The 26,158-nt window shown below is 69.7% G+C and carries 23 protein-coding genes and 1 pseudogene; 12 read left to right on the forward strand and 12 right to left on the reverse strand.

Translation table 11 applies throughout. The annotated features are described in order from the left end of the window. The first annotated feature begins 109 nt into the window (after positions 1–109). Positions 110–676 (forward strand): GNAT family N-acetyltransferase, encoded by a 567-nt coding sequence (locus I2501_RS32815; RefSeq protein WP_215910203.1) that lies wholly within the window; start codon positions 110–112, stop codon positions 674–676. 200 nt (positions 677–876) lie between these two features. On the opposite strand, the gene I2501_RS32820 is transcribed toward I2501_RS32815, so the two are convergent. Beyond that, positions 877–2,085 carry a LuxR C-terminal-related transcriptional regulator gene (locus I2501_RS32820; RefSeq protein ID WP_196197959.1) on the reverse strand — a complete coding sequence of 403 codons (1,209 nt, stop codon included), beginning with the start codon at positions 2,083–2,085 and terminating at the stop codon, positions 877–879. A gap of 957 nt (positions 2,086–3,042) precedes the next feature. Between I2501_RS32820 and I2501_RS32825 the strand changes: the two genes are divergently transcribed. Further along, positions 3,043–4,653: an ABC transporter substrate-binding protein gene (locus I2501_RS32825; protein WP_196197960.1), complete on the forward strand. Its 1,611-nt coding sequence runs from the start codon at positions 3,043–3,045 to the stop codon at positions 4,651–4,653. 78 nt (positions 4,654–4,731) lie between these two features. On the opposite strand, the gene I2501_RS32830 is transcribed toward I2501_RS32825, so the two are convergent. Continuing rightward, entirely contained in the window at positions 4,732–4,938 is a 207-nt protein-coding gene (locus tag I2501_RS32830; RefSeq protein ID WP_196197961.1) for a hypothetical protein, read from the reverse strand. A gap of 101 nt (positions 4,939–5,039) precedes the next feature. Here I2501_RS32830 and I2501_RS32835 point away from each other — a divergent pair, with 101 nt between their 5' ends. Continuing rightward, positions 5,040–5,204 carry a hypothetical protein gene (locus tag I2501_RS32835; protein WP_196197962.1) on the forward strand — a complete coding sequence of 55 codons (165 nt, stop codon included), beginning with the start codon at positions 5,040–5,042 and terminating at the stop codon, positions 5,202–5,204. A 205-nt stretch (positions 5,205–5,409) separates the two neighbouring features. Here I2501_RS32835 and I2501_RS32840 read toward each other — a convergent pair whose 3' ends face one another. Further along, a complete protein-coding gene (locus I2501_RS32840; RefSeq protein WP_196197963.1) occupies positions 5,410–6,162 on the reverse strand; it encodes an SDR family oxidoreductase in 753 nt (250 codons plus the stop codon). A 315-nt stretch (positions 6,163–6,477) separates the two neighbouring features. On the opposite strand from I2501_RS32840, the gene I2501_RS32845 reads away from it, so the two are divergent. Further along, complete coding sequence (locus tag I2501_RS32845; protein WP_196197964.1) at positions 6,478–8,058, forward strand: alpha/beta fold hydrolase; 1,581 nt, start codon at positions 6,478–6,480, stop codon at positions 8,056–8,058. A gap of 112 nt (positions 8,059–8,170) precedes the next feature. On the opposite strand, the gene I2501_RS32850 is transcribed toward I2501_RS32845, so the two are convergent. Continuing rightward, positions 8,171–9,403 carry a cation:proton antiporter domain-containing protein gene (locus I2501_RS32850; protein WP_196197965.1) on the reverse strand — a complete coding sequence of 411 codons (1,233 nt, stop codon included), beginning with the start codon at positions 9,401–9,403 and terminating at the stop codon, positions 8,171–8,173. A 223-nt stretch (positions 9,404–9,626) separates the two neighbouring features. After that, positions 9,627–12,233: an ATP-binding protein gene (locus tag I2501_RS32855; RefSeq protein ID WP_196197966.1), complete on the reverse strand. Its 2,607-nt coding sequence runs from the start codon at positions 12,231–12,233 to the stop codon at positions 9,627–9,629. A gap of 206 nt (positions 12,234–12,439) precedes the next feature. Between I2501_RS32855 and I2501_RS32860 the strand changes: the two genes are divergently transcribed. Then, positions 12,440–12,901 carry a hypothetical protein gene (locus I2501_RS32860; protein ID WP_196197967.1) on the forward strand — a complete coding sequence of 154 codons (462 nt, stop codon included), beginning with the start codon at positions 12,440–12,442 and terminating at the stop codon, positions 12,899–12,901. A 166-nt stretch (positions 12,902–13,067) separates the two neighbouring features. Beyond that, the gene (locus tag I2501_RS32865; protein WP_196197968.1) at positions 13,068–13,385 is read left to right on the forward strand and encodes an Imm51 family immunity protein; all 318 of its coding nucleotides are present in this window, start codon (positions 13,068–13,070) and stop codon (positions 13,383–13,385) included. 126 nt (positions 13,386–13,511) lie between these two features. Here I2501_RS32865 and I2501_RS40835 read toward each other — a convergent pair whose 3' ends face one another. The 3 genes from I2501_RS40835 to I2501_RS32880 all read right to left on the reverse strand — a co-directional run bounded on the left by I2501_RS40835 (position 13,512) and on the right by I2501_RS32880 (position 16,933). Next, a complete protein-coding gene (locus I2501_RS40835; protein WP_215910204.1) occupies positions 13,512–14,771 on the reverse strand; it encodes a DUF4041 domain-containing protein in 1,260 nt (419 codons plus the stop codon). A 116-nt stretch (positions 14,772–14,887) separates the two neighbouring features. Then, entirely contained in the window at positions 14,888–16,168 is a 1,281-nt protein-coding gene (locus I2501_RS32875) for a hypothetical protein (protein WP_196197970.1), read from the reverse strand. Between the two features lie 183 nt (positions 16,169–16,351). After that, complete coding sequence (locus I2501_RS32880) at positions 16,352–16,933, reverse strand: hypothetical protein (protein WP_328806819.1); 582 nt, start codon at positions 16,931–16,933, stop codon at positions 16,352–16,354. Between the two features lie 435 nt (positions 16,934–17,368). On the opposite strand from I2501_RS32880, the gene I2501_RS32885 reads away from it, so the two are divergent. Continuing rightward, positions 17,369–17,923: a nuclear transport factor 2 family protein gene (locus tag I2501_RS32885; protein ID WP_196197971.1), complete on the forward strand. Its 555-nt coding sequence runs from the start codon at positions 17,369–17,371 to the stop codon at positions 17,921–17,923. A gap of 49 nt (positions 17,924–17,972) precedes the next feature. Here the strand turns inward: I2501_RS32885 and I2501_RS32890 are convergent, their stop codons facing one another. Then, positions 17,973–18,833: an SDR family oxidoreductase gene (locus tag I2501_RS32890; RefSeq protein WP_196197972.1), complete on the reverse strand. Its 861-nt coding sequence runs from the start codon at positions 18,831–18,833 to the stop codon at positions 17,973–17,975. 89 nt (positions 18,834–18,922) lie between these two features. Here I2501_RS32890 and I2501_RS32895 point away from each other — a divergent pair, with 89 nt between their 5' ends. The 3 genes from I2501_RS32895 (at position 18,923) to I2501_RS32905 (ending at position 20,694) form a co-directional block, all read left to right on the forward strand. Further along, the gene (locus I2501_RS32895) at positions 18,923–19,651 is read left to right on the forward strand and encodes a TetR/AcrR family transcriptional regulator (protein ID WP_196197973.1); all 729 of its coding nucleotides are present in this window, start codon (positions 18,923–18,925) and stop codon (positions 19,649–19,651) included. A gap of 270 nt (positions 19,652–19,921) precedes the next feature. Then, a complete protein-coding gene (locus tag I2501_RS32900) occupies positions 19,922–20,215 on the forward strand; it encodes a hypothetical protein (RefSeq protein ID WP_196197974.1) in 294 nt (97 codons plus the stop codon). Positions 20,216–20,295: 80 nt separating this feature from the next. After that, positions 20,296–20,694 (forward strand): hypothetical protein, encoded by a 399-nt coding sequence (locus I2501_RS32905; protein WP_196197975.1) that lies wholly within the window; start codon positions 20,296–20,298, stop codon positions 20,692–20,694. 119 nt (positions 20,695–20,813) lie between these two features. On the opposite strand, the gene I2501_RS32910 is transcribed toward I2501_RS32905, so the two are convergent. Continuing rightward, positions 20,814–21,800 (reverse strand): RNA polymerase subunit sigma-70, encoded by a 987-nt coding sequence (locus I2501_RS32910; protein ID WP_196197976.1) that lies wholly within the window; start codon positions 21,798–21,800, stop codon positions 20,814–20,816. Positions 21,801–21,952: 152 nt separating this feature from the next. Here I2501_RS32910 and I2501_RS32915 point away from each other — a divergent pair, with 152 nt between their 5' ends. Continuing rightward, on the forward strand, positions 21,953–23,449 hold the full coding sequence (locus I2501_RS32915; RefSeq protein WP_196197977.1) for an MFS transporter: 1,497 nt from the start codon (positions 21,953–21,955) through the stop codon (positions 23,447–23,449). A 406-nt stretch (positions 23,450–23,855) separates the two neighbouring features. Here I2501_RS32915 and I2501_RS32920 read toward each other — a convergent pair whose 3' ends face one another. Together I2501_RS32920 and I2501_RS39910 are read right to left on the reverse strand one after the other, a co-directional pair. After that, entirely contained in the window at positions 23,856–24,335 is a 480-nt protein-coding gene (locus tag I2501_RS32920) for a hypothetical protein (RefSeq protein ID WP_196198029.1), read from the reverse strand. A 190-nt stretch (positions 24,336–24,525) separates the two neighbouring features. After that, positions 24,526–24,960: pseudogene (locus tag I2501_RS39910) on the reverse strand (NAD(P)H-dependent oxidoreductase); the annotation flags it as partial. A 794-nt stretch (positions 24,961–25,754) separates the two neighbouring features. Here I2501_RS39910 and I2501_RS32930 point away from each other — a divergent pair. Next, on the forward strand, positions 25,755–26,153 hold the full coding sequence (locus I2501_RS32930) for an ATP-binding protein (protein ID WP_196197978.1): 399 nt from the start codon (positions 25,755–25,757) through the stop codon (positions 26,151–26,153). The last annotated feature ends 5 nt before the right edge of the window (positions 26,154–26,158 follow it).

Here is a 26,158-nt window from a genome sequence, read left to right on the forward strand (position 1 = left end):
CACCCGGAGCCACTGACCGAGTCACCTGGCGGCCTGTTCCTAAGGTCACCAGGTGACTCCGGTCCACGCGCCGCAGGCGGGCGCGCCGGTGTCCGGCACAATACGCGGCATGGCTACACCTGATCTTTCACTGGAGCCCGTGGAGATCGTCAGCGCCCGCTACCGGCTCCGTCCGCCTTCACTGCGCGAGGCCCGGGATGTACTGGCGATGGCGCAGGACCCCGAGATCCGGCTGTGGAACGGGTTGACCACGGTCAGCGACGAGGACAGCGCGCGGGCCTGGTGCGAACGCTGGTCCGGCTGGAACGGCGGGACCTCGGCGGTGTGGGGCGTCTTCGACGCGGCCGAGCCCGCGCTGCTCGCGACGATATCGCTGTCCGACATCGACCGGCGCAACTCCTCCGCCGAGATCGGCTACCGGGTCGCGCCGTGGGCCCGTGGCCAGGGCGTCGCCACCGCGGCGCTGATGTCGGTCACCGACTGGGCGTTCGCCACCCTCGATCTCACGCGGCTGCAACTGCTGCACGGGCGGGAGAACCACGCCTCCTGCCGGGTCGCGGTGAAGGCCGGGTTCGTGCTGGAGGGCGAGCTGCGCTCCTCGTACCGCTACGGGGACGGCGAGCTGCACGACGAGCACCTGCACGCACGTCTCGCGGGTGACCGCGTCGCGCCCTAGACCGGCCCCCTGGCCGGCTCCTGCGCTGTCCGGTCAGGGACGGTGACGTCGTTGTCGCCGTCGCTGCCTGCCTGCGCGAGTGCTGCGCGCGGCCCCTGGGTGGGTCCACAGCCGGCGTCAGCCCCACGTGCGCATTCCCCCTGGCCAAGTGACGTGCCGTCGGCACTCCCTGGTGGGGTGCACGCTCGGGCTGGGTTGTGTCAGGTGGTGGGGGTGGTGTTGTTGAGCCAGCCGGCTTTGGTGGCGTTGACGCCTGCTTGGAAGCGGCTGTTGGCGCGGAGCTGGGTGGTGAGCTGGGCGATCTTGCGGCGCACGGTGCGTTCGTGGATGCCGAGGTGGTGGGAGATGGCCTGGTCGGTGTGTCCGTTGGCGAGCATGTGGAGCAGGGTCGTGGTGTGGGTGTCGTGCGGCGGCGGGGGCTGGTGGGGAGCGGGGTCTCCGGGGTCGGTCTGGCGCTCGGGGTCTGTTCGGTCCGTGGGTGGGGTTGTGGGCGGGTGTTGTTTGAGGCTCTTGGTGCCTTGGGGGGTGAGCGGGGTGGCGTGGGTCCAGTAGTGGTGGAAGAGCGTGCGGAGGATGTGGTTGACGACCGGGCTGTGGGCGATCAGGAGGCGCGACGGCGGAGGGTTGGGTGTTTGGGGAGTGGTGGCGTCGTGCGGGATGTGCAGGAGGGTGGTGGTGTGGTCGATCAGGGCGAAGCTGAGGGGGAGGACGGGGTGGCTGCGTCCCTGAGCGCCGTTCTGGAGCAGGTGGTGGAGCTGTTGCGCGGCGTGGGGGGCATGGGTGGTGGCGGTGCGGATGACGAAGCGGATCTGGATCCCTCGATCGAGGAGGGAGTGGAGAGTAGGGGTGAGGGCCCTGGTGAATTCGTCTCCGGTGCCTTGGAGGAGGAGTTCGGAAGTGGTGGTGCTGAGTTCCTTTTCGAGGGCGGCTTTGATGTGGTGGGGGTCGTCGAGGATGTGGATGCGGTTGTCCTCGTGGTGGGTCATGTAGGTGGTGCGGTATCCGGTGAGGACTTCGTAGGCGTTTTCCCAGGTGTTGGCGAGCGTGGTGGTGAATTGGGCGAGTTGGGTCTCGAAGTCCTGGACGAGGTCGCCTAGCGCGTGCTGAGGAGCCAGGGCGATCCAGCCGCTGGGGGTGTGGTCGCTGGGTGCGAACAGGCCGAGGCGGTGGAGTTTGTCGGCGGCGTGGTCGAGTTCGCGTTGTGTCCAGCCGTGGCTGGTGGTGGCGTCGTCGGGGTGCCAGGCCGGGTTTTTGACGGCGAGGTCGTACAGCGCGTGCGCGGTGTCGGTTCCGTTGTGGGCGGCGAGCGCGGGTCGGGGGCTGGTTCCCGGGTCCGGGTGTTTCCGGACGGTGGGGTTCAGTTTGACAAGAAACGATTCTTCCGGGCCGAGTGCACGAATACTTGTCATGATCACGAGAGTAAGTGCAGTTCGAGCGGGACTCAAGGTTGTTCTGGCTTCAGTCCTGATAGGGGTCCTTGACAAAGGCGCCACCGGGGTCGTGTGACACTACGCGGTCGTACCGTTGCTTCCGGTGTCACGTCGTCGGTGGTGTTTCGGTGCGCGTGGTGTCCCGGTGTGCTCTTGTCCTGTTGACCCGGATTTCCGTCGTGCCCGGTGCGGGGCGAGGTCGGTCGGTGGGGGCGGTGGTTCCCGGTTCCGGTGCTGTTTTCGGTCGTGTCACTGGTCGCCGGGGCACCCGCGGGCGCTGGGTGTGTTCGTCGCCCGGGGCGGTGGGCGTGCCGGGAGTGGCGGGGGGCGGCTTGTGGGTCGGGTGTGGTCGGTGTTTCTCTCCACGCTCTGCATTTCCGCTGAGTGGGCGAGTATGTCGACCGCCGTGCCGTCCCTGCGGAGAGTCACCCCGGCTATGCACCGATCGGAGGAACTGAGGCCTCCGGCCGTCCCTTGTGGCCGTGGACGTCCGAGGAAGGCGCCCTGGGACCTGACCGTGGTGGGCGCAGCCTGCCTCACCGCGGCTGTCGCCCTCGCCTACCCGCGACGCCGCAGGGGCAACGGCCTGACCTCCGGCGCGAAGAGCCCTGCGCCACGGGCGGCGTCGGATGGGTGCTTCGGCACACCCTCCACGTAATCCATTCGAAATCCACTGGATGTGCACATATTGCCTGGTCAGAGCGCTATTCGGTGCGAGCCCAAGGGATGCGCAGAGGCACGCTGAGCTTCCGCCCAGGTACTAAACGTCATGACAAGACTGGATTTATAGGATCTATATGAACATATCGGGCCTGGTGGGGCACGTTTTGAGCGGGTGTCAGTCCGGGAGTGATTGCATGGTTTGTGCGACTTGCGTGGGAGGCTGCTCACTTCACGATTTTGGAGATGCCGAACACCATGTCAGCAGCCAAGCGAATGGCAGCAGCGTTCGCCTGTACGGGCCTGATCACGACGACCGCCGCGTGCGCCTCCTCGGGGCCGACCAGTCCGGTTCCGGGGGCACCGCCCGTGGTCATCAAGGTGGGTTCGGCCAACGCCTACACCACGCTCGACCCGGCGCAGGCCTACGACATCGGCGCGTGGACGCTCTACTCCAACGTCTACCAGGGCCTGATGAGTTACCGTCCGGGATCGGACACCCCGCAGCCGGACGCGGCCCAGTCGTGCGGCTACACCGGTCACGCCGACGAGACCTACACGTGCGTCCTGCGCCCGGACATGACGTTCTCCAACGGCGACCCGCTGAACGCCGAGGCGGTCAAGTACTCGATCGACCGCGTCATAGCGATCAACGACCCGAACGGTCCGGCGGCGATCCTGAGCGCCACCATCGCGTCGGTGGAGACGCAGGGGAACAACACGGTCGTCTTCCATCTGAAGTCACCGGACGCGACCATGCCGGCCAAGCTCACCTCCGGCGTCGCCTCGATCATCGACCCGAAAACCCTTCCCGCTGCCAAGGAAGCCGCCCCGGACTACACCGGCGTCGTCGGCTCCGGCCGCTACAAGATCGACTCGGTCACCTTCACCGGCTCCGGCGCCGGCAAGTCCCCGAGCGAGGTCGAACTCTCCCTGAACCCGAGCTACAAGGGAGCCGCCGCGACCCCGCGCAACTCGGGGATCGACCTGCGGTACTACCCGGACCAGGTCGGAACCAAGAAGGCGCTGGACGACGGCCAGGTCGACACCGTCATCGCGGACCTCAACGTCTCCGACGTGGTCAGCATGCAGCAGGACCAGCAGCTCGGCACCGGCCTCCAGGTCGACTCCGGCCCCGGTGGCGGCATCCACATGATCGTGCTCAACACCGCGTCAGGCGTCTTCGCGAAGCAGCCCGTGCGGCGCGCGGTGGCCGAACTGGTCGACCGCGGCGCGATCGCCGACAACGCCTTCAGTCACCTGGTCTCCCCGGCGTACACCATCGTCCCGAGCATCATCGCCGACGCGACCAGCAGCTTCTCCACCTACGGCCAGCGACCGCTGAGTGCGGACAAGGTCCGCCAGCAGCTCAAGAGCGCCGGGGTGGCGCTCCCGGTGCCGTTCACCTTCGCGTACTACAGCAGGGGCGACCAGGCCATCGCGCAGGAAGCCGGGCTCATCAAGCAGCAGCTCGAAGCCGGCGGCATCTTCAAGGTCACCCTGCACGACTACGTGACCCACCCCAAGCTTGCGGCGGCGATCCTGGACAACCACACCTTCGACGCCTACTCGCTGACCTGGTACTCCGACTACCTCGACATCGACGACTACATAGCCCCGCTCGTCGGCCCGCACAACGCCGCCCAGAACGGCTACACCGCTCCCGCCGCGCTGATCGCCGACGGCCTGGCGCACACCAATCGCGAGGACGCCAAGAGCGACTACGCACAGATCCAGCAGGACATCGCACGGGACGTGCCCGTGGTCCCGCTCTGGCAGAGCAGCCAGTTCGCGGCCACCCAGGAGAACGTCGACGGCGTGCCGCTGACACTGGACAGCTCCGGCATCCAGCGCTGGTGGCTGATCGGCAAGAGCTCCACCTCCTGACGCCAGCCCCGATCCGCGGAGTGCAGATCGGGGCGGTGGCGCGGTCGGTGTCGGCCCGCCGGGCCGAGTTCTGGTCCGCTACAGGAGGCCGTATTCGGTGGCCGTCGCGTCCGGGTTGGCGACAAGGCCGTACGCCGTCGCGGGCGCGGCCGGGCTGGCCGTGAAGTAGTTCGGGCCGTTCTGCAGGGTGTCGGCGCTGTTGACGCTGCCGGCCCCGCCGCTGGCGGAGAGCAGGATGGCGACGAGCAGGCCGGCGCCGAGCATGGCGGACGTGCGGAGCTTCATCAGTTCCCCCGTGGATGAGTTGGGCTCAGTCTGCACGGATCCTATGGCGAACCAGGGGAGTTGAGCATCCGTCTTGCGGCGGAGGCTCGTAGAGGCGCGACGTGCACAACATCATGCCGCCGGCCGACGCCTTCATGTTCACCGCCGTCTGGGAGGGCGACTGCCGGGCCGTCGGCGATCCGGCCGCCCCCGCCCCGGCTGGAGTGCTGCTCGACAACACCCAGGACTACGTCTTCTGGGCCTACGCCGCCGACCGCTCCGCCTAGCCCGTCCGCGCCTGGACCCCCTCGCGCGTCACCCTGCTCGGCGACGCCATCCACAACATGACCCCGATGGGCGGCATCGGCGCCACCAACGCCCTGCCGCCGCTCAAGCGCACGTTCGCCAAGACCATCGGCAGCTGACGCCGACCCGCGCTGTCGCGCCGCGCGTGACCGCTGACGCTTCGCGGCGGGGAGGGCGCGCAGGTTGTCATTCGGGGACGGTGAAGGCTTCGGTGATTCCGCCGTCGAGTGGGATGGCAGCACCGGTGATGAAGCCGGCGTCGTCACTCGCGAGGAAGGCGACGGTCCCCGCTGCTTCGTCGAGTGTGCCGAAGCGGCCCATGGGCCAGTGGACGAGCCGCTTCTGAAGGACGCTGGGGTCACGTTCCAGGATTGCCCGCTGCTGCGGGGTCTCGATCGGCCCGAACAGCACCGCGTTGACCCGGACGTTGCTGCGGGCGAGGTGGACGCCCAGGTCCCTGCTCAGCTGGACGACGCCGGCCTTCGCGGCGGTGTACGCCATCGGCGCGGTCGCCGAGCCGACGGCGGCCAGGAACGAGGCGGCGTTGATGACGCTGCCGCCGGCCGGTTCGGTGGTCAGCAGGTGCGGGATGCCGTGCTTGCAGGAGAGGAAGACGCTGGTGAGGTTCGCGTCCAGCGCGTTGCGCCACGTCTGCAGACTCATGTCGAGGACGGAGTGGTCGCCCCGGTCCATCAGGCCCATGTTGTTGTAGATGACGTCGAGCCGGCCGTGCTCGCGCACGATCTGCCGGTACACCTCCTCGACCTGGGCCTCGTCCGTGAGGTCGGCCTGCACCGTGTGCGCGCCGACGGCGTGCTGAACCTTGTCCACGCCGACCACGACCGCGCCCTCACGCGCGAACCGCTCCGCGACGGCCTGGCCGATCAGGCTGGCCGCCCCGTTGACGACGCAGACCTTGCCGGCAAGTCCCGCACTCATCTCAACCTCCTCGCTTGTCCCACGGCGACCACCGCTGCGGGTCTCGTGATCGTCCCCTGTACCGGCGTCATTTCCCTTCCTGGCTCGCCGTGTCGGCGACGGAAGGAGAGCAGGGAGGCGCCGTTGTCCGACAAGCCGAGCAAGGCCGCCCGGTCCGGTCCGAGGCCTCTGGCGTGACGAGGCGGAGCTGAGCGCGGCGGGTGCACCAAGCGGGTGGGTTGCGGACGGGGATCGGCGAGCCGTCACGGTCGTCGCCTGCTCGCGCCGGATGCTGGCGTGGGCAGGTTGGATGCTGAGCCGAGGATCGGCCGAGGGATGACTACTGGGACCGCCCCACCGTCCCTGCGGGCTGCTGGATGGGGACGGCGTGCGGGGCTGGCCGTCGCGGCCGTTCTGGTGTCGTTGGCCGCAGCCGCGTGCACGTCGACCGGCCCGCACGACGCCCAAGCCGATGTCGGGTCCCGGCCGGGCGCGATCGCCTGGACGAGCTGCAGTGGACTGGGCAGGGAGTTCCAGTGCGCGCGGGTCCCGGTGCCGTTGGACTGGAACCGGCCGACCGGCAGGCAGATCGAACTGGCCGTCATGCGTCGTCTCGCGAGCCGGCCGGACGCGCGCATCGGGTCGATGTTCGTGAATCCCGGCGGCCCGGGCCAGAGCGGGGTCGGGCTGGTACGGGACTCGGGAGCGGAGCTCGACACGTTCGGCGGCGGACGCTTCGACGTGGTGGGCTGGGACCCGCGCGGCTCGAACGACAGCACCCACGTGCAGTGCTTCACCAGCAGCAATGAGCAGGACCAGTTCTGGAAGGGCGTGTCGATCCCCAGCACCCCGGCGGAATCGGTCGCGTACCAGCACAAGGCCGAAGAGCTGGCGTCCCGGTGCGCCAAGCTCAGTGGAGACCTGCTCACGCACATCTCCACCGCCGACACCGCCCGCGACCTCGACCGCCTCCGTGCCCTGGTCGGCGACCCCGAGCTCACCTACGTCGGCCTGTCCTACGGTTCCATGATCGGCCAGACCTACGCGAACCTGTTCCCCGACCGGGTGCGGGCGATGATGCTCGACGGCATCGTCGACACGGTGGCCCAGACCACCAGCATGGAGGCGAACATCACCAGCGCCGTCTCCTCCACCGACGAGGTGCTGGCTCAGTTCGAGACGTTGTGCCAGCAGGCGGGTCCCGGGCGCTGCGCGCTCGCCGGCCACGGCGACACGGTCGCACAGCGCGTGACGCGGCTGTTCGCCACCGCCCGCCGGGCGCCGATCCCCGCGCACCACGCCAACCCGCCGGGCGTGCTCACTTACGGCGACCTACAGGTCTCGACATTCGCCCCGCTGCGGTCGCCGCTGACCTGGCCCGCCTTCGCGAAGGACCTCGAGGCCGCGGTGAGCGGCGACGCGTCGAACCTGAAGACAGCGGCAGAGGCCCTGCAGACACCCGAGGCCTTGGGCGTCGGCGCGACGACCTCGTCGTCGATCTCGTGTGCGGACGCCGCGGCCCGCGTCCCGTCCTCCGCCTGGACCCGACAGATCGCCGACTTCACCGACACCAGCAAGCTGTGGGGCACGGTGCTGGGCTGGTGGCTGTGGTCGCCGTGCGCCTCGCACTGGCCGTCCCCCGACGCCGACCGCTACACCGGACCGTGGAACGCCAGGACCAGAACCCCGATCCTGCTGATCAACGCCCGCTACGACCCCGCCACCGGCTACCGCAACGCCCAGGCGGCGCAGCGGCGACTCGGCAACGCGGTGCTGCTCACCTTGAACGGCTACGGCCACCCCAGCTACCAGGTCCCCAGCACATGCGTCGACGAGGCGAGGGTGCGCTACCTCGTCGATCTCGTCACCCCCGCCAACGGCACCGTCTGCCAACCGGACCGGACGCCCTTCGGGTAGGCCGTGGCCGCGGCTCGCAGTCCAGCTCTGAGTCGCGGAGAGCAGCCGGTGTGCGCCTCTCCTACTCGGCCACGCTGCGCTGTCGCACTTGACCGGGTGCACGATTTCGCGGCTATCCGTGTGCTTCTGCCGCTGTTGCCGTCCTGGAGCGGGCTGCCGCGTATCTGGCGGCCAGGGGGCCGTAGGTGAGTCCGTGCAGGGCCAGGCTCATCAGGACCGTCATCGTCATCACTTGGCCGACCAGGTCAGCGGCGTGCGGGTCGGTGTCGGCCAGACTGATGAAGGCGAGCAGGCCGAACACGATGGAGGCCAGGCCGCGGGGGCCGAGCCAGGCCAGCAGCCAGCGGTCGGCCCAGTCCAGCCCACTGCCCGTCAGGCAGAGGAGCACCGGCCCGATCCGCACCACGGTCAGTGCCAGGAGGGCGTAGACCACGACATTCGCGTTGAAGTTGCCCGTGAACGCCGTGGTGACCACATCGCCGAAGACGAACCACAGTGCCAGCGAGAGCAGGGTTCCGAGGTCTTCGACCAGGTGCAGTGCCTTGTGCGGCAGGGCGCGGGAGGCCGGGGTGAAACTGAGCCCGGCGACGAAGGCGGCGACGAAGCCGTTTCCGTCCAGGGTGTTCGCGAGCGCGTAGGCGGCCAATGGCAGTGCCACGATGCCCAGGCGTACGGCCGACTCGCGCGTCCACTTCGCGCGCCAGGAGCGCCGCAGCAGCCAGCCGCCTGGCCCGCCGACCAGGAAGCCGGCGGCCACGGCCCACGGCAGGGCGGTCAAGGCCGCGCCCACCTCGCCCGTGGCGTGGTGCGCAGGCACGCCGTGCGCCTCGAAGCCGGCCAGGCACAGCAGGAACACGGGGGCGACGATCCCGTCGTTCAGCCCGCTCTCGACCGTCAGTACCCCCCGCAGCCACGGGGGCAGGCGTGAGTCGCGGATCAGCTCGGCCGCGGGCGCCAGATCGATGGGCACGGTCACCGTCGCGAACAGCGCTGCCAGCCACCAGCCGCCCGTGGGGAAGAGCAGCTTCCCGAGCAGGGCGGCCACCGCCAGCGTCAGCGGCAGGCCCCAGGCCAGCAGCCTGGTCAGCAGAGTCCGCTGCTTGTGGATCGCCCCGGCGGGCACCTCGGTGGCGTCGATGAACAGCAGGACGGCGAGGATGACCTCGACCGCGTGCTCGGCGTTCGAGGTGGTGAGATGGATGCGCACCAGGGGATGCGGCCCGACCGTCAGCGCCACTCCGGCGGCCGTCATCGCGACCGGCGCCGTGACACTCCACCGCGCCAGGCGGCCGGCCACGAGCGACCAGACGAAAAGTGTGGCCATCGTGACTGCCAGCGCGATCACGCGCGCACCTGTCTCTTCCTTCTCGCCACCGGATGAAGCGTGCTGCCGATCCTAGATGGCGCATCCGCCGGCGCCGTGCAGCGGCACGCGACCGGCTTGGGACCGGCGACGGGAAGGGTAATCCGGCGGCGTGGGTCCGCTGGTGACCTTCGTTCACCACGTCACCGGACCGGGCCTGACCCGCGGTGGTGACCTTCGCGCCCGCGTGCGGGACCGTGGGTCGTCACCAACGCCGCTTGCGCGGCACTGAAGTCACCAGCCTGGCGGTGAGGGCGCGGGTGATGCCTTCGTGTGCTTTGGCCTCTTCGGTGGGGGTGTTGGTAGCGCGTGCGAGGTCGAGCGCTCGTCGGTGCAGGGGCAGGGCTTCGTGCGGGTTTCCCATGACGGTGTGGAGTGTGCCCGTGCTGTTGAGCACCTGCGCGGTGCCGTGGGGGTCGTCCAGTGCGGTGAAGAGTTCTTCGGCCTGGCGGTACAGGTCAGCCGCGGTGTCGGGGTGGCCGAGATCCTGTTCAGCCCGGCCCAGGTCGTGGAGGGTGTTGGCTTCGCCTTGGCGGCCGCCGATGTCCCGGTACTCGACCAGTGCGGCTTCGTAGAGCTCCTTGGCGGTGTGAAGGCGCCCTTGTATGTGGTGGATGCGGGCGGTGCCGGTGAGGGCGTTGGCCTGTCCGAGACGGCTTCCGAGTTCGCGGTAGACGTCGTTCGCCTGGCCGAACAGGTCGGCGGCGAGGTCCAGCCGTCCAGTGGCCTGGTGGATCCGGGCCAGTCCGATGAGGGCGTTGGCCTCGCCGAGGCGGTTCAGGGCGCGGCGGAACCCTTCGAGAGCCTGGCCTTCGAGGGCTACTGCGGCATCGTCGTCGCCGGTCAGATGGCGGACGCGGGCGAGTTCGTGGTGCACGTTGGCTTCACTGGCGTGTTCGCCAAGTCCCTGATACAGGGTCAGGGCCCGTTCGTACAGCTCGCCGACCTGGTGGAGTGCTCCGGTGAACTGCCTGGCACGCCCCAGGTCCCACAGCGCGTTGGCCTCGCCCAAGTCCTGCCCCAGGCTCCGGTAGGCGTCCACTGCCTCGGCGAGGTGCCCGGCGGCCTGGTGGTACTGACCGGTGGTGAGGCCGAGGCGACCCAGGTTCCACAGCGTGTTGGCCAGCGCGAGTCCGTCACCGCAGCGCCGCGCCAGCGCCAGCATGTCGCCCTGGAAGGCGGACGCGCGCAGCCACGGCCCGTCCAGTTGGAGAAATGTGCCCATCACCTGGGCGAGTGCCAGGCAGCGCGACGGGTGGGTTTGCTGGGCCTGGCCCGCTGTCGCGATCAGGTTCTCGCGTTCCGTCCGCATCCAGGCCAGTGCCGCGCTCCGATCGGGCAGTCCGACGTCAGGGCGCGAGCCGGAGGCGGGCGGGAGCGGCATCTTGTGATGCGTCAGCAGTTCGTCGGCGCGGCGGGCGGTGGTCTCGAAGTAGTCGAGCAGCCGGGCCAGCGGCGCGACGGGATCCGGATCCGGCTCGGCTTCAGCGAGTTCAGCGGCGTACGCACGCAGCAGGTCGTGCAGTTCGTAGCGACCGGGGGTGTTCTGGCGGATCAGGTTCTCGTCGTGGAGTTGGTCGAGGGCGTCTTCGGCCTGGTGGGCGGGGATGTCGGCGAGGGCGGCGGCCATGGCCGGGGTGAAGTCGGGTCCGGGGTGGTGGCCGAGGAGGCGAAAGACACGTTGCAGCGGCTCGGTGAGGTCTCGGTAGGAGAGCTCGAGGACAGGGGTGAGGGCGCGGCTGCCGGCGCGGAGCGCCTCCAGTCGACCGGCTTCGAGCCGGCAGGCGAGGTCAGCGAGGCTCCACGCTGGTCGGGAGCGGAGTCGGGCGGCCGTCAGTGCCACCGCGAGGGGGAGACCGTCGCAGTGCTCGACGATGCGGGCGGCTGCCTCGGGTTCGGCCGCCACCCGGTCGCGGCCCGCTATCCGCCCCAGCAACTCCAGTGATTCGGCGTCGGTGAAGGTGTCGAGCAGGTGCGGCGTGACGCCGTCGAGACCGATCAGGCTCCGGCGGCTGGTGATCAGGACCAGACAGGCGGGGCCGGCGGGGATGAGGTCGCGGACCTGGTCCTCATCGGCGGCATTGTCCAGCAGGACCAGCGCGCTGCGGTCGCGTAGACGGTCGCGGAACGTAGCCGCCCGCTCCTCACGGCAGGCGGGGATCTGCTGGGCGGGCACGCCGAGCTGCCGCAAGAACGCCTCCAGGACGGCGGAGGGGTCCGCGGGTGGAAGTTCAGGGTCGAAACCGCGCAGGTTGACGTGCAACTGGACGTCGGAGAAGTGGCCGTCGCGGACGAGCCTGTGGGCGGCGTGGACGGCGAGTTGGGTCTTGCCGACGCCGGCCATCCCTTCGACCGCGGAGATCACCACCGTGTTCGGGCCGGAGCCGTCACCGTTGCGCGGGTTCGTGGCCTGCGCGATCAGCCGGGTGAGTTCGTCGCGGCGGCCGGTGAAGGTGGCCAGTTCCGTGGGCAGTTGGCCGAGGACGCCGACCGGGCCGCCGGTCTTGGCCTGCGCGTGGACCGTGACGCAGGCCTGGCGCCACCGGTCGAGCGCCGATTCGTCGACGCCGAGCGCCCGGACGACCGCGACCACGAGGTCCAGATCCAGGCGGCGCCGCCCGACCTTGAACACGTCGGCGACCGTCGTGGCCGACACGACGCGCGGGGGCCGCAGAAGCGGCCCGACTCCTTTTGCCAGCACTCGGTACGAGGGCATGCCCGCCCACGTACGCAACTCGCCCAGCAAGCCGATGAACTCGGCAAGATCCTCGGCCCTGCCCGGATCCGGCAGTACGCCGCGCTGCTCTCCCACGATGCCCCCCGCGTCGTGAAGCCGTGCCCTGACAAGGCGATTCTAGGAGCGGGCGTACGGATTCGTACGGGAAACGGGACCGCGCCGAGTCCCTGCGATCAACCTGGTTCCGCTGCTTCGCGCCGGACCGGGCGGAGCGGCACGAAATCGGGGCTGCCGCGCTTGCACGCACGGCGGATCCGGCCACACAAGAGAAGGATTCTGCCTTGAAGCTGAGTCACATCGCCCGCACTACGGCGGTTGCCGCACTCGCAGCCGGCTCCCTCGCGATCGGCACCGGCGCCGCGCAGGCCGACCCGCCGGGGACGTCGGGCAACTGCCGCGCGGACTGGACCGGGCCCGGCCAGGTCACGATGTCGGCGTGCGGATACAGCAACGCCGACGGCGGCCTGGTCCCGTCGCTGGGCGTCTACGACGGCCAGATCGGCACGGACGCCTGCGCACAACTCCTGCGCGTGAACTCCAACGGGTCCACCACAGAGGTCCACGACTACGGCTGCAACGGCTGGGCGCCCCTGGGCTACTACGCGGTGAACTGGAACGCGTACTACCCGGGCGACGGAACCTACGTCTTCCAGTACGGCTACTGGGGCACGCCTCCCGGCGGCTCCTACGGCTACTGGGGCAACGTCCAGTCGCCGCGCATCTCGCCGACCTACTCCGCCTGACGCTGCTGCCCAGGCCTCCGCGAGCGTCGTCGCCGGGCTCGCTCGTGCGGGCGATGTGGCTGGTGCCGTGACCGGAGAGGTTCACCGGGGCCGAGAGCGGTGAGGGAGCGGATGGGCCGCCGGGGCGGATCCGGCGGCCCATGCCGGGCGTGAGAAGGTCGTGGCCGTGACCATCACGCTTCATGACTTCGACGGCGAACACTCGCTAACGTTGGATGTCGGCGGCCTGGCCGCTGACATGGCGATAGTCGATGCATGGCACGAACCGAACGGGTACTTCTGGGAAGGTCTCGTGCGGCTTGCCTGGCCAGACATCGCCGAGCCGCTCGACTTCGACAGCGAGTCCGGCATGTTCTGCGCTGTCGGGACTCCGAGTGACCTAGCGCAACTCAAGACCGCCCTTGAGTCAGTCATCACAAGCCCCGACGCGGTCCGCGACATCATCGCCCGGGCCAAGACTTCGGGCTTCGAGTTCGACGACTAGCAGTTCAACTGGACAGGAATACCAGTTCGTTGAGGCTGCCATCCGCATCCGGGCAGCCTCGCTCTCGACCAGGGTGCCCTGCCCAACCTCCGTCTCAAAACAGACAATCGCTCTCGATTCACCCTCTTAGTTGTGCTGGGGCCAGCGGCTGCGGCTCTGGAAGTACTCGGGAGCCGCTGGTTCCTCCGTGAACTCAAGCAGCCCGCCGACCCGGTCTGCGAGGTGGGCTCGGACCTCGGATGGTGTGGCAAAGAAGAACTCGCGTCGCTCGTTGACGAAGTTGACGCGTCGGTCGGCGAACGATCTATGAAGTTCGGACTCCAGTGTCACGGCGTCCTCGGAGAAGAACAGGGCATGGACGTCGTACCGGAACGGCACTGATGCGTCGCCGAGTTCCCGGACCCGGTCCATTGGCTCGAGGCGGCGGGTCATGCCGATCTTCACGATGTTCGGACCGAAGGCGCCGATGTTGGAGATGACGTAGACATAGCCCGCCCGGATGTTGGCGATGCGGTAGTCGTTGGCGGCGATCGCTTCTTCGATGTCGACGAGGCGGCGGGAGAGGTCCGCGACGGCAGTGTCGTCTCCTTTGGCGCGGAGGGACTCCAGGACACTGACGTAGTGGGACCGCTCCTTCTCGAGCCGCTCCTTTTCTGCAGCCAACTCCTGCTCGGCCTGGCGCTGTTCACGCAGCAGTTGTCGCTCCTGGCGGGCGCGCTCGCGCTCCTCCTGGACTTTCATCTGGTAGTCGGCCGTCAGCTCGAGTTCGGCGACTCGCAGAGCGTGATACTCGGGGCTGATCCGCATTTCCATGATCGCCCCGAGTTTCTCGACGGCCGTGACAGCGGACTCCAGCCGCTTCTGCGCGGTGCGTACGTTCCCCGAGCGCAGCGAGCGCACACAGTTGTCGGCCTCCGCGTTGTACGCCCGCAGCATCAACTTGGACAGATCGCCGACAAGCTTCCTGCCTCGGGCGAGAGACCCGTCGAAGGTGAACATGTCGCTGGCGAGGATCGCCCGTCCGCCCTTGATGGCGTCGTCGATCTTGTCCTCGAGTCCGCGGAGCCTCAGCTTGTAGGCTGCCGCGTTCTCCAGGGGGTGGTGGTAGCGATAGATGCCGACGTCCTGGAGCGCACGCTGATCGCTGACGTCGATCACGTCTACGCCGCTTTGCGCTGCAGCGAGGGCGGCTTCGAGACGTGCGATCCGGGCCAGCAGCGGGGCGGGGTCGACGCCGCCCGACGGCAGTGCAACCTGAGAACTGGCGGACGTTTGACTCGACTGAGCATCCGGTGACCCTGGCGGTTGGTCCGTGGACGCCTCTGTGGTTGACCTGACGGCGGACGCGTCGACCCAATTGCTCGCCTCCGGCAATTCGTCGGGCACGAAAAGGCGCCAACCCTCGGGTGGGGGCGGCCAGGCCGGGTCGGGTTTCCACCCCGAAGGCGGAGTCCAGCCCTCGGGCGGAGTGGGCCAGCCAGGCGGTGGGTTGAACCGCATCGTCACTGTCCTCGCACCCGGATGCCGCGACTGACGTCGGCCGGAACCAGGTCGAAAGGCGACTTCGAGAGCGCGGCACCGAGGTGCTCCAAGGTGGCCTGTGGGACAACCTTCGTCAGATCGAACCCGTTGAACGTCTCGCGGTCGGCAGCAACAACGACAAGAGGAACGGTCATCGGGAGGCCGGTAGCAGGATGAACGGTGTTGGTGCCGACCGTCAGCGCGATCGTGTGGACCTTGCCAGCGCGATCGGCCTCGAACACCTCATGCAGACTACGCACCGCGGCCTGCCAGACCGCGTTCGCGTACCGTTCCTTCTTCTCGCGAACGGGCAATTCTGTCGAGGCGATCTCGTCCTTTGCCTTCACGTACCGGTACGCCTTCACCGAGGGCATGCTCGATGGCTTCGGAACGTTGACTGCCAGCGTGAGCTCGCGCGACGCGAGAGTGAACGCGTGATCGTGCTCCACCGGAAAGACGTCCGGGTACACCGAGTTGGACAAGATCACGCCGACATACTCGTGGATAGCTGATTCGACGTCGAAGGCAAGGTCGTTGATGAACTTGCTGACCTCGGCATTGCGAGCGGCAGCCTCAGCCTCGCGCTGTGCGCATTCAAGCTTGTACTTCTCCTCGGCTGCGGAAACCGCCGCCAGGCGTATGGCCTCCGCCTTCTCCCGATCGGCCAGTTCCGAAAGGTAGCGCTTGTGGAGAGCGTGCTTGGCTCGTGCCCAATCGCCGTGAGCTCTGTCGAAGGCGGCCCTGGCCTCCCCAACAGCCTGCTGGTGCCGCTTCTTGCCGCCGAGGACTGCGGACAGTCCGGTAGGTGCGATGGGCTCCTGGTACACAGGCTCCAGGGGGTACCGCGGCTCCACAACCGCCGGAGCAGGAACGGCCAGGCGGCCGGGATTGAACGGAGGATGCTCAACCCTCGCGATCTTCAACGACTCCAGGTCGACGAAGTCATCGACCTTCAGAGCCCAAGAGAGCAGACCGTCGATGTCGGAAAGCTCACGCGCCAGATTGGTGTTCAAGGATGCAACGTTGGCGAGCTTGGACTCCAGAAGGAGCCTTGCTGCTTCCCGCTCAGCAGCCTTCTTCTCCGCAGCAGAAGCCCTTGCCGCCGCCACTTGGGCGCGCTCGTACGACTTCCTGGACCGCTCGACCTCGCGCTCTGCCGCAAGATGCACGCGATGGGCCGCCGCCTCCTGCTGCCGGCGGCGCCTCTCCGCCTGCTGTGCCTGGTAGTTCAGCTCCGCGATGAAACCGCGACGTCTGCCCACAACATCCCCCCACTTGGAGTCGAGGATTCAGCTCTCTGAGTGCCTCACCGTAGCGATGATCACTGCCGCTGGAAAGTTGGCCAGGGCAGCGCCTAACTCAGTGGCAGTCGGGTGACCTCTTCGCCTGGGTGGGCAGGCTGCCCCTTGACAAAGGCGAAGTGGTAGACCATCTCTGACAATCCATCACCTAAGTCTCGATCTTCCCCTACGGAGGCGGCGCGCGGACTCACTGAGGGCCCACCCCGCCACCGGTAGGCTCGTGTGTGCTTTCCGCCGGAACGGCGGAACCGGACCCCGTCCACACAACGCTCGTGACTCCCGGTCGCCGGGATCCTCGCGACGGCCTTCGGCCACTTGCTGTGTAGGTGCGGGCGAGCGCCTTGATGGCCCTCCCGGCGTGGGCTCGGTTCTCCCCGTTGCAGATCTCTTGCATGGCCTTGATCGCGCTCGGTTGTGCGGACTTCGGCAGGCAGTTCGGGACGTTCCGGGCCTTGTGGGCCAGCAGTGCTGGTGCCGGGCGGCTGGCAACACCTCGGCCTGTGCCCGCCACAAGCCCATGGCCGGCGCCGACCACCAGCTCGGGGCCGTGTATGCCGCGTCGGGGCAGTCGCGCAGCAGGGCGCCCCACGACACGGTGGACGCCCGCAGCCTCTCGCCCAGCGCGATCAGCTCCTCGGTGCCGTCCAGGCGGACGCCGAGCAGGTCCAGGACGCACGAGTGCGCCTGCCCGCCCCGGAACTTGTGGTGCACCCCGTCCGCCCACACGTAGACGAAGTCGCGATCGGACAGGTCCCGATCCTGGAAGGCGGTGTGGTCCTCGCTTCACTGCTTCGTCAGCCGGGTCACGGTCGGGGGCGACAGCCGGCTGTGCCGCCGAGGTGCTGCCCCAGCCCGGGCACGAAGTCCCCGGAGGACAGTCCATGCAGGCAGAGCAGCGGCACCACCTCCGAGATCATCGGGGACTTGCGGCACCACGGGGCCAGGATCTTCCGAAGCAACTGACGCGTCACCAGGATCACCGGGTGTCGGGCCGCGGGCGGCCAGCGGATGCGGGGCACCGGAAGTGGATCTAGCGTGGCCACGTCGGGGCAGCCACGTCCCACCGCCGCCCGGGAAGCCCGGAGAGGGCGGACGAGCCGAAGGGCCGCGGCGCAGCCAGGCCCTGATGACAGGGCTACTCTCACTCCTCCGGAGGCGCTGATGTCTCCCGTCGAACGGAATCCCGGCGAACGGAATCCCGGCGAACGCAATCCGGCGGTTCTGGCGCTGCGCGCCGCGATGGAGGCGCGCGATGCCTCCGCAGTCCTGGACACGTTCGCGCCCGACGCGGTCTTTCGCTCTCCGCTGACCATGCGTCTGGTCTTCGCCGGGCGCAGCGAGATCGGGGTCCTGGTGGAGGTCCTGCTCGACGTGCTGGAGGACTTCCACTACACCGACGAGGTGTCCAGCGGCATGACCGGGTTCCTGGCCTGGTCCGCTCGGATCGGCGGGCAGCCCATCGAGGGCACCGACCTGCTGCGGGTCGGGCCGGAGGGAAAGATCACCGAGTTCACCGTCTTCTTCCGACCGCTCCCGGCGACAGCCCGGGCCCTGCACGTGCTCGGCACCCGTCTCGTCCGCAGAAAGAGCCCCGCCATGGCCCGCGTGGTGTCCGGCCTGACCTGGCCGCTGGCCGCCCTGACCCGCGCGGGCGACCCGATCGGCGCGCGGCTGATCCGCTCCGCGCTCTCGGGCGGAGCGTCGTCACCCCGCTGACCACCTGCGGAGACTCCTTGAAGTCCGCACGTGAGGAGCCCCGCTGGATCTATTCGGCCCAGGCACGCTCCAGCTGGGCGCCGAAGGTGGCGGGCTCTCGCCCGATCAGCTCGGCCAGCGTCGGGTCGACAGCGGTGAACTCGCCGCCGCGCGCCGCGGCGAAGATGCTCAGCATCAGGTCGGCGATCGGGGCCGGTGCGCCGTGTGCCAGGGCCTGCTCGCGGAAGGCGTCGTCGGGGACGACGGTGCGGGTGAAGGGTCGTCCGGTGACTCGGGTCGCGATCTCGGCGACGGTGTCGAAGTCGAGTGCCGCCGAAGCGGTGAGTGGCGGGGTGGGCCCGTCGAAGTGGCCCTCCTCGGTGAGGATTGCCGCGGTGGCCCCGGCGAGGTCGTCGTGGCCGGTCCAGGCGACGGGGCCGTCGGCGGGGAGGGCGATGTCGCCGGTGTGGCGGGCGGACTCCAGGAACAGCATGGCGCTGGAGGCGTAGAAGCCGTTGCGCAGCGCGGTCCAGGGCAGGCCGGTGGCGCGCAGCAGGTCCTCGGTCCGGGCGTGGTCGCGGCATGCCTGGAAACGTGAGTCGTGTGCGGCGCCCATCTGGCTGGTGTAGAGGATGCGGCCGACGCCGGCCTTCACGGCGGCGTCGATGGCGGTGCGGTGGCCGGCGACGCACTCCTCGCCCGTGCGGTCGAGGGAGACGAAGAGCAGTTGCTCGGCCCCCTCGAAGGCGTGCACGAGCGAGGCGGGGTCGTCGAAGCTGCCCTGCCGGACGCGGACGCCGCGGTCGGCGAGGCCCTGGGCCTTCCGGGGATCGCGGACGCTGACGCCGACGTGATCGGCGGGGACGCGCTCCAGGAGGCGTTCGACGGTGCGGCGGCCGAGCTTTCCGGTGGCTCCGGTCACGATGATCATTGGGTTCTCCCCACGCTGTTTCCAGTGGAATCACCATGATGGTAACACTGGAAATTCCGCCGGAACCAGTCTGCCGATATCATCGATTCATGCCTACGCGCGACTCAACCGACACCCCCCGGGGCCGCATCGTCGAGGCGGCCGTCGAGCTGCTGGAGAAGGGCGGCCCGGACGCGGTGAGCACCCGCGCGGTCGCCGCCGCCGCCGGAATGCAGCCGCCGGCGATCTATCGCCTGTTCGGCGACAAGGAAGGGCTGCTGGAGGCGGTCGCCGAGCACGGCTATGCGCAGTTCCTGGAGAGCAAGCGCGCGCAGCTCGACCTCGCCCCGCACGACCCGGTGGAGGAGCTGCGCCGCGGTTGGGACCTGGTCGTGGAGTTCGGGGTCTCGCGCCCCGAGCTGTTCGCGGTGATGAACAGGGCCACCGGCCGGGGCGTGGACCTGGCACACCGTGCGGGCCTGGAGATCCTCTACGGCCGGGTACGCCGACTCGCGGCCGGTGGATGGCTGCGGGTCGACGAGGAACTGGCCGCTCAGATCATCCAGGCCACCGGACAAGGCGCGGTCGCCACCTGGCATTCCACCCCCGCGGACCGCCGCAATCCAGAGCTGCTGACCATCCTCCGCGAGTCCATGGTCGCCGCCGTCACCCGCGTCGAACCGACGGTCCCCGCCACGGAGACCGGCCCCGCCGCGGCGGCCCGCGCACTGCGCGCCGCCCTCCCCGACGACGCCGATGTCCTGACCGGCGCCGAGCAGCACCTGCTGCGCGAGTGGCTCACTCGCTTGGCATCGGACGGTGGTGCTTCGCCTTCCTGATCGCGCGTCAGGAGCCCTCGTGCAGGCCAGACCTCGCGTCCCTTCGGCCGGTGGCACTCACAGGACCTTGAACGGAAAGGGCAGGATCGACGGCATGAATCGGGCCGCACCGCAACCGTCCAGAGCAGTTCTGGTCGGCCGCCAAGGGGAGTGCGCGCGCCTGGACGGCTGAGTGTCGCCTTCGGTCTCAGTTCGGGGCCCTCGCCCGACGGGTTCCTGATTGCGCTGGCCGTCCTGGGTCTGTTGTCCTGCGCTGCGGAGGAACAGCCAGTGCTGTTCCTGGTCGTCGACGTCCAATGGATCGACCGGTCATCTGCCCGCGTGCTGGTGTTCGTTGCGCGTCGTCTGAGGGCCGAGTCGGTGGGGCGGGTCTTCAGCGCACGCCACGTCCAGGAGGACCTCGCCGGTCTGCCCCTCCTGCTCCTTCGCGGCCTGGGGGAGCCGGACGCGCGCGTGCTGCTGGACTGTCTGCTGCCCGGGCCGATCGACCCGAGGGTCCGCGACCAGATCGTGGCCGAGACTCGTGGCAATCCACTGGCGCTGCACGAACTGCCCGCGGCATGACCGCCGCCCAACTAGCAGGAGGGTTCGACCTGCCGGCTGCCTCGCTCTCCGGAAGCATCGAGGCCGCCTACACAAGTCGGGTGCAAGCACTTCCGGCTCCGTCGCGGGAACTGCTCCTGCTCGCCGCAGCCGACCCGACCGGCGACGCGGCACTGCTGTGGCGTGCGGCCGCCCTGCGCGGCATCGACGCAAGGGCGGTCGTCCCCGTCACCAACGCCCGGTTGGCGGTCGCGGCCGAACTTGAGGGGGCCGCGGAGCGCGCCCAAGCGCGCGGCGCCTGTCCGCGGCCGCCGCGTTCCTGCAACGGGCGGCCGTGCTCACGCTCGATTCCGCGGACCGGGCCAGGCGCGCGCTGGACGCCGGCGGCCCGGGCCCACGCCCACACTGTCGAGGTGAACGGCCCCCACCTGGTCATGTTCACCGACCCCGAGCCGGTCGCCGACCTGATCGAGTGCGCCGCAGCGGCCACCGCCCACTGACCCGACCCCCTCGCGCCCGCCGGCGGGCAACGCGCCCACCGGCGGCCCCGGTCGAACCAGCTCGCGCGGCTGGCGCCGCCGATCGATCTCGCGAGGTGACCTGCTGCACCGTGCTCCGTTCAGTCTCTCGGCAGCGTCCGGGGGTATCCGAAGCGGGCGAGCAGGCTCGGGCTTGCGAAGCGGGTGAGCGCCTGGACCTGGTCCCCGCGCAGGGAGAGGACGATGAGGCCGTTGGCCCGCCAGATCGGGGCGTGGGGATCGGGGAGATAGAGCACCAGGGCGGGCTGAGCGTTGGCCCTGGCGGGCATGAGCTTGATCTCCTGACCCCGGTGGGTCTGGACGAGGAAACGTGCGATCTGCCCGGACCCCCGGTGCTCGGCGGGCTCCGGCGGCATCGTCAGCCTGGCGTCGTCGGTCAGCAGGGCCACCAGTTCTTCCAGGTCGAAGCGTTGGAACGCGCTCACGAACCGGTCGACGACGGCGGCCTCGTCCGGTGATTTGGGCATGGGCACCTCGTGCGGGTGCCGGTCGGGCGGGAGCGCGGCGCGGGCCCGGATCAGCGCACTGTTGACGGCGGTCGGTGTGGTGCCGAGGATCCCCGCGGTCTCTGCCGCGGGGAAGCCGAGCACGTCCCGGAGCACGAGGACGGCACGCTGCTGGGGCGGCAGCTGTTGCAGGCCCGCCACGAACGACAGGGCGATCGACTCGCGGACGTCGTACCGGGCCTCGGGGTCGGCCGCCAGGTCGTCCAGGCTGTCGGGGAAAGGTTCGAGCCACCACGGATCGTCGGACCGGCCCTGTCCGGCCCCGTCCGCACCGTGATCGGGCAGGTAGGCCGGCTGCGGGCGGCGGGACTCGCCACGCAGGAAGTTCAGGCACCGGTTGGTGGCGATCTTATACAGCCACGCCCGCAGCGAGCGGCCGTCGAACCGGTCGATCGAACGCCATGCGGACAACAGAGCCTCCTGAAGCACGTCCTCGGCGTCCTGCACCGATCCGAGAATCCGGTAGCAGTGCGCCTGCAACTCGCGACGGTAGGGATCGACGAGTGCGCGGAAGGCATCACCGTCGCCCGCCTGGGCGAGGGCGAGGATCGCCTCGGTCATGGGGTCTCGTCCTTTCGCATGGCTGCCTGGACAGCCGCTCCTGACAGTGCAACACCGGCGCCGGCTCGGAATCGTCGCCACGCGGCGACGAAACGACGTGTCGGCCGGTGCTTCACCCGGTGAGGACTGACCAGTGACGACCGGAGGCACCCATGACCTCGACCGACCCCAGGAACGATGTCCGCGGCCAGGCGCCCGCGCCACCCGGCACGGTCCGCCGGTGGCGGGCGTTCTCCCTGCTCGCCGTGGCCTACTTCATGACTGCGGTCGACCTGTTGATCGTCAATGTCGCCCTTCCGACCATCGGCGACAGACTGCACATCGCGGAGTCGGATCTGCAGTGGGTGGTGACCGCGTACGCGATCGCCTTCGGAGGCTTCCTGCTGCTTGGCGGCCGGACCGCCGACCTGCTCGGCCGCAGGCGGATCTTCATGGCCGGGCTGGCGGTGTTCACCGCGGCCTCGCTCGCCTGCGCGCTGGCCGCCAGCAGCACCATGCTGATCGTGATGCGCGGTATCCAGGGCCTGGGCGCCGCCGCGGTGCTGCCCGCGGCCCTGTCGATCGTGATGAGCATGTTCCCCGAGGGCCCCGAACGCAACAAGGCGCTGGGCCTGTGGGGCGCGGTCGGGGCCAGCGGAGCGACCTTCGGCGTGCTGGCCGGCGGCGCGCTCACCCGCTACGCGGGCTGGCCGTACATCTTCTACCTGAACGTCGCCATCGGTGGGGTCGCGCTGCTCCTGGCCAGGCGTGTGGTGCCGGAAAGCCGGCAGCCGGCCTCGCACCGGCGCTACGATCCGCTCGGCGCCGTCACTGTGACCGGGGCCCTGGTCCTCGCGGTCTACGCGATCTCGCAGGCACCGGCGGTCGGGTGGACGGCCACCCGGACCTGGGCCCTGCTCGCCGCCGCGGCGGCCCTGCTGGTCGCGTTCGTGCTCGTCGAGACCAGGGCGCAGGCCCCCCTGCTGCCACTCAGGCTGTTCCAGCTGCAGACCCTCGCCGGCTCCAACGCCGTCGGGTTCCTGCTCGGAGCCGGCTTCTACGGCTACATCTTCATCGGCACCCTGTACATGCAGCAGGTGCTTCGGTACTCCGCGATGACGACAGGTTTGGCCTGGTTGACCGTCGGCCTGACCGGGGCGCTGCTCGCCGGCCCTGCGCAGGTCCTGGTCACCCGCGCGTCGGCGAAACTCGTGATGGCGGTCGGGTTGACCCTCACCGGGGCCGGAATCCTGTGGGCGACGCAGGCGCCGGCGGGCGGAACCTTCTGGGCCGACCTCGCGGGCCCGTTCTTCCTGACCGGGACCGTCACCTGGGTGTTCATCCCCGTGTCCATCGGCGCCCTGGCAGGCGTCACCGAGCGCGACGGGGGAGTCGCCTCCGGGCTCATCGACTCCTCCCAGCAACTCGGTGGCGCGATCGGGATCGCCGTCGCCTCCACCGTCGCGGCCTCGCGCTCCGCCAGCCTGCTGGGCCACGGCCATGCGCCCACGGGCGCGCTCACCGGCGGATTCCAGCTGGCGCTGTGGGTCTGCGGGCTCGTCTGCCTCAGCGCCGTGCCGATCGCGTTGCTTCTCGTCCGGCGCGCCGACATCGCCCAGGTCACAGCCGCCACGCAAGGCAGGACCCCGTCGCCCGCCTCAGCGGCTTGACCATGCCCGCCGCGTGGTCGCGGCGCGGCCGTTCAGCAGCAAGGCCACCCGGGCCCGGTGTCGGTGCCCGAGGACAGTGACCTTCGTTGTCGGTCCAGGGCGAGCCCGGTGCCGGCGGAGCTCGCCGCGCGCCGTCGCTCGGCGCGCGCTCGGTCCTCGAACGGCCGGCCCTCGTCGATGCTGCGGCGCACCACCAACATCTGAGCTGCCGTCGACCCGCCGGCCGGGTGCCAGGCTGAGTTGGGGTGGTGGTCGTGGCTCTGGCGGTAGTGCGTGCGTGAGGTCAGGCTGCGGATGGACACCCGCCTGGCGCTTGCCGTGCCCTGCGCCGGGCGTGGGAGACGCCGACGGCGAGAGATGATCCCGGGCCTGCTCGGCCGCCCCCGCCCGCCGGCGTCGGAGCAAGTCATCGGGCGGCGATCAACTGCGGGTGGTAGTACGGGTTTCCTGCGGCACCTGCCGCCCACGCACGTTCCTGCGGGCCGGGTTCTGCCAGGGTTTCCGCTGCGAGCAGCTGGTCCACGGCCGAGGAGGCGGGCGGCCTGAGCTCGGTCTGCGTGGCTGGCGCCCGCTGTCTTTGCCAGCCGCAGAGCAGGCGTTCGATGTGGGTGTCGAGCTGCCCCGTTCGGCACGCGACCGCCAGCAGCAGCGGTTCCTGCCGACTGACCGGCCCCAGCCGATAGGCGAACATGGCCGAGGTGGGATCGACCCACTGGAGATCGTCCATGGCCCGGAGGACCGGACCCTCGGAGCTCCACTCCTGGAAGAGCCCGAGCAGCGTCTCGACGACGGCGTAGGTGGCGTCCGGGCTTCCGACCTCGTGCCGGGCGAGGCGGAGGATCTTCGCGGCGTGTTCGTCCTGTTCGGCCAGCTTCTCCGGGGTCAATGACGCAGGGCCAGCTGAGGGCGCGGCCGCGCTTGAGCAGGGTGGCGGTCTCTGTCGCCCGAGCGCCTAGGTGGGCGGCGTCTGCTAGTTCGACTTCGCCCACCGGATGCCTCCCGTTGCCGTCGATGTGGGAGATGCCATAGGGGTTGCCGTGCTCGAAGACCACCGGATCGGTGTAGCCAGGCGGGACGATGATCCCGCCCCAGTGGGTGAAGACGCTGTTCAGAGACACCAGTGTGGTTTCCGCGCCTCCGCCGGTACTGGTGGAGGTGAAGGCCGCATAGACCTTGTCGGCGAGCCTGCCCTGCGCTGACAGGCCGTCAGCGGCGTTGATGAATTGCTGCAGTTGCCCGGCGGCCACGCCGAAGCGGGCGGGCGTGCCCAGGATGACGGCATCGGCCCACGCCAGGTCCCCGAGCTCGGCCTCCCCGACCTCCGCGTCCGGGGGGCGCGCCGTCCAGGCGGTGCGCGAGCTGCGTGCGGCGTGCTGAACCGTCCGGGGCACCTCGCGGATCCGGACCTCGGCCGCCGCCCTCGCGGCCCCCCGGGCCACACCGTGCGCGAGCGCACGTACGTTGCCGGTGGCGGAGTAGTAGATGATCGCGACCTTGGTCGGTTCAGTCATGGGGATCGCTTTCGTGGAGCAGTGCGGTTCGCCGTTCTCGTGGCTGGTCGAGCGTTGCTCGCCCGGCAGAGCGTGAACAACCGCCGACCCGCCCGACGGATGGTCTGACGGCTGAGCGGCGTTCGGCCAGTTGGCGCGTGTTCGCCGGGTCCGGCCGGCGTTCCAGGATCGGCACGCAGGATCGGCCGACCTGGTCTCCACCTCTCCGATCACCGTGCGAGATAAGGGTTTTCCTGCGCTTCGCGGGAGCCCCAACGGGGGCTCCGCCGCCCACTCGCCGGAAGGCTCGGCGCGCCCTCCGCCCTCCGCCCTCCGCCCTCCGCCCTCCGCCCTCCGCCCTCCGCCCTCCGCCCTCCGTCCTCGCCTGAGCCCGTCCTCCTGGGCCCGTCCTTGGCCCGAGCGTGCCGGGTCTGCGCGGGCAGGCGGGTCACATGGCGGATGTCTCCTCGGCCGTTGCGGTCAGCATGGCTGTACCGGGCCTGCCCAGTCGCCATTCCGTACAACCTGCGGCCGGGATCCGCAGCCCCGTCTGCCTGGACCGTCGCGTGACGGTCGCTGGGGCCGCGTGCGGAACCGCGTACCCGCGCGGCCCGTCACGCCGTCGCTGATGTGGCGATGTGGCGGATGTCTCAGCCGCCCTGCCGAGTGAGCCTGGCAGTGGCCGCTTCAGGGGGGCAGCAACACAAGCCTGGGAGAAGACGATGGAGTGCGTTTTGGATGAGTCAGCTCGACCGTGGCGGGTGTGGGTCCTACCGGGCCTGCGCGGTGGCGAGCGCCAACCGCTGTGCCGACGCGTGTTCACGCATGTGAGCGACCCCCGCGAGGTGTCGTCGGCCCGCTGTGAGGCGACCGACACCCTGCGCGAGTGGGGGCTTGAGGACGACGACCTGCTCGAAACCGTGCGCCTGATCGTTTCGGAGCTGGCCGCGAACGCGGTGCGCCACGCGGCCTGCATGTCACCGACTTTCGATGTCGTTCTGAGCCTCCACGACAGGGGTGTGGTCGTCGAGGTCCGCGACCGGCACCCCCGTCGGCCACAGCCGATGCCGCTGCCGCACAGTCGCGGCCAGGGCGGATATGGTCTGCGCCTGGTCGCCGATCTCGCGGCCGCCCGCAGCGGCAGCAGCCAGGTGGTGCCCATGGCCGACGGCGGGAAATCCGTTCGGGTGCACCTCACGCTGCCGACCGCCTGACCCCT

The organism is Streptacidiphilus fuscans, from assembly GCF_015690355.1.
In the GTDB taxonomy this organism is placed as follows: domain Bacteria; phylum Actinomycetota; class Actinomycetes; order Streptomycetales; family Streptomycetaceae; genus Streptacidiphilus; species Streptacidiphilus fuscans.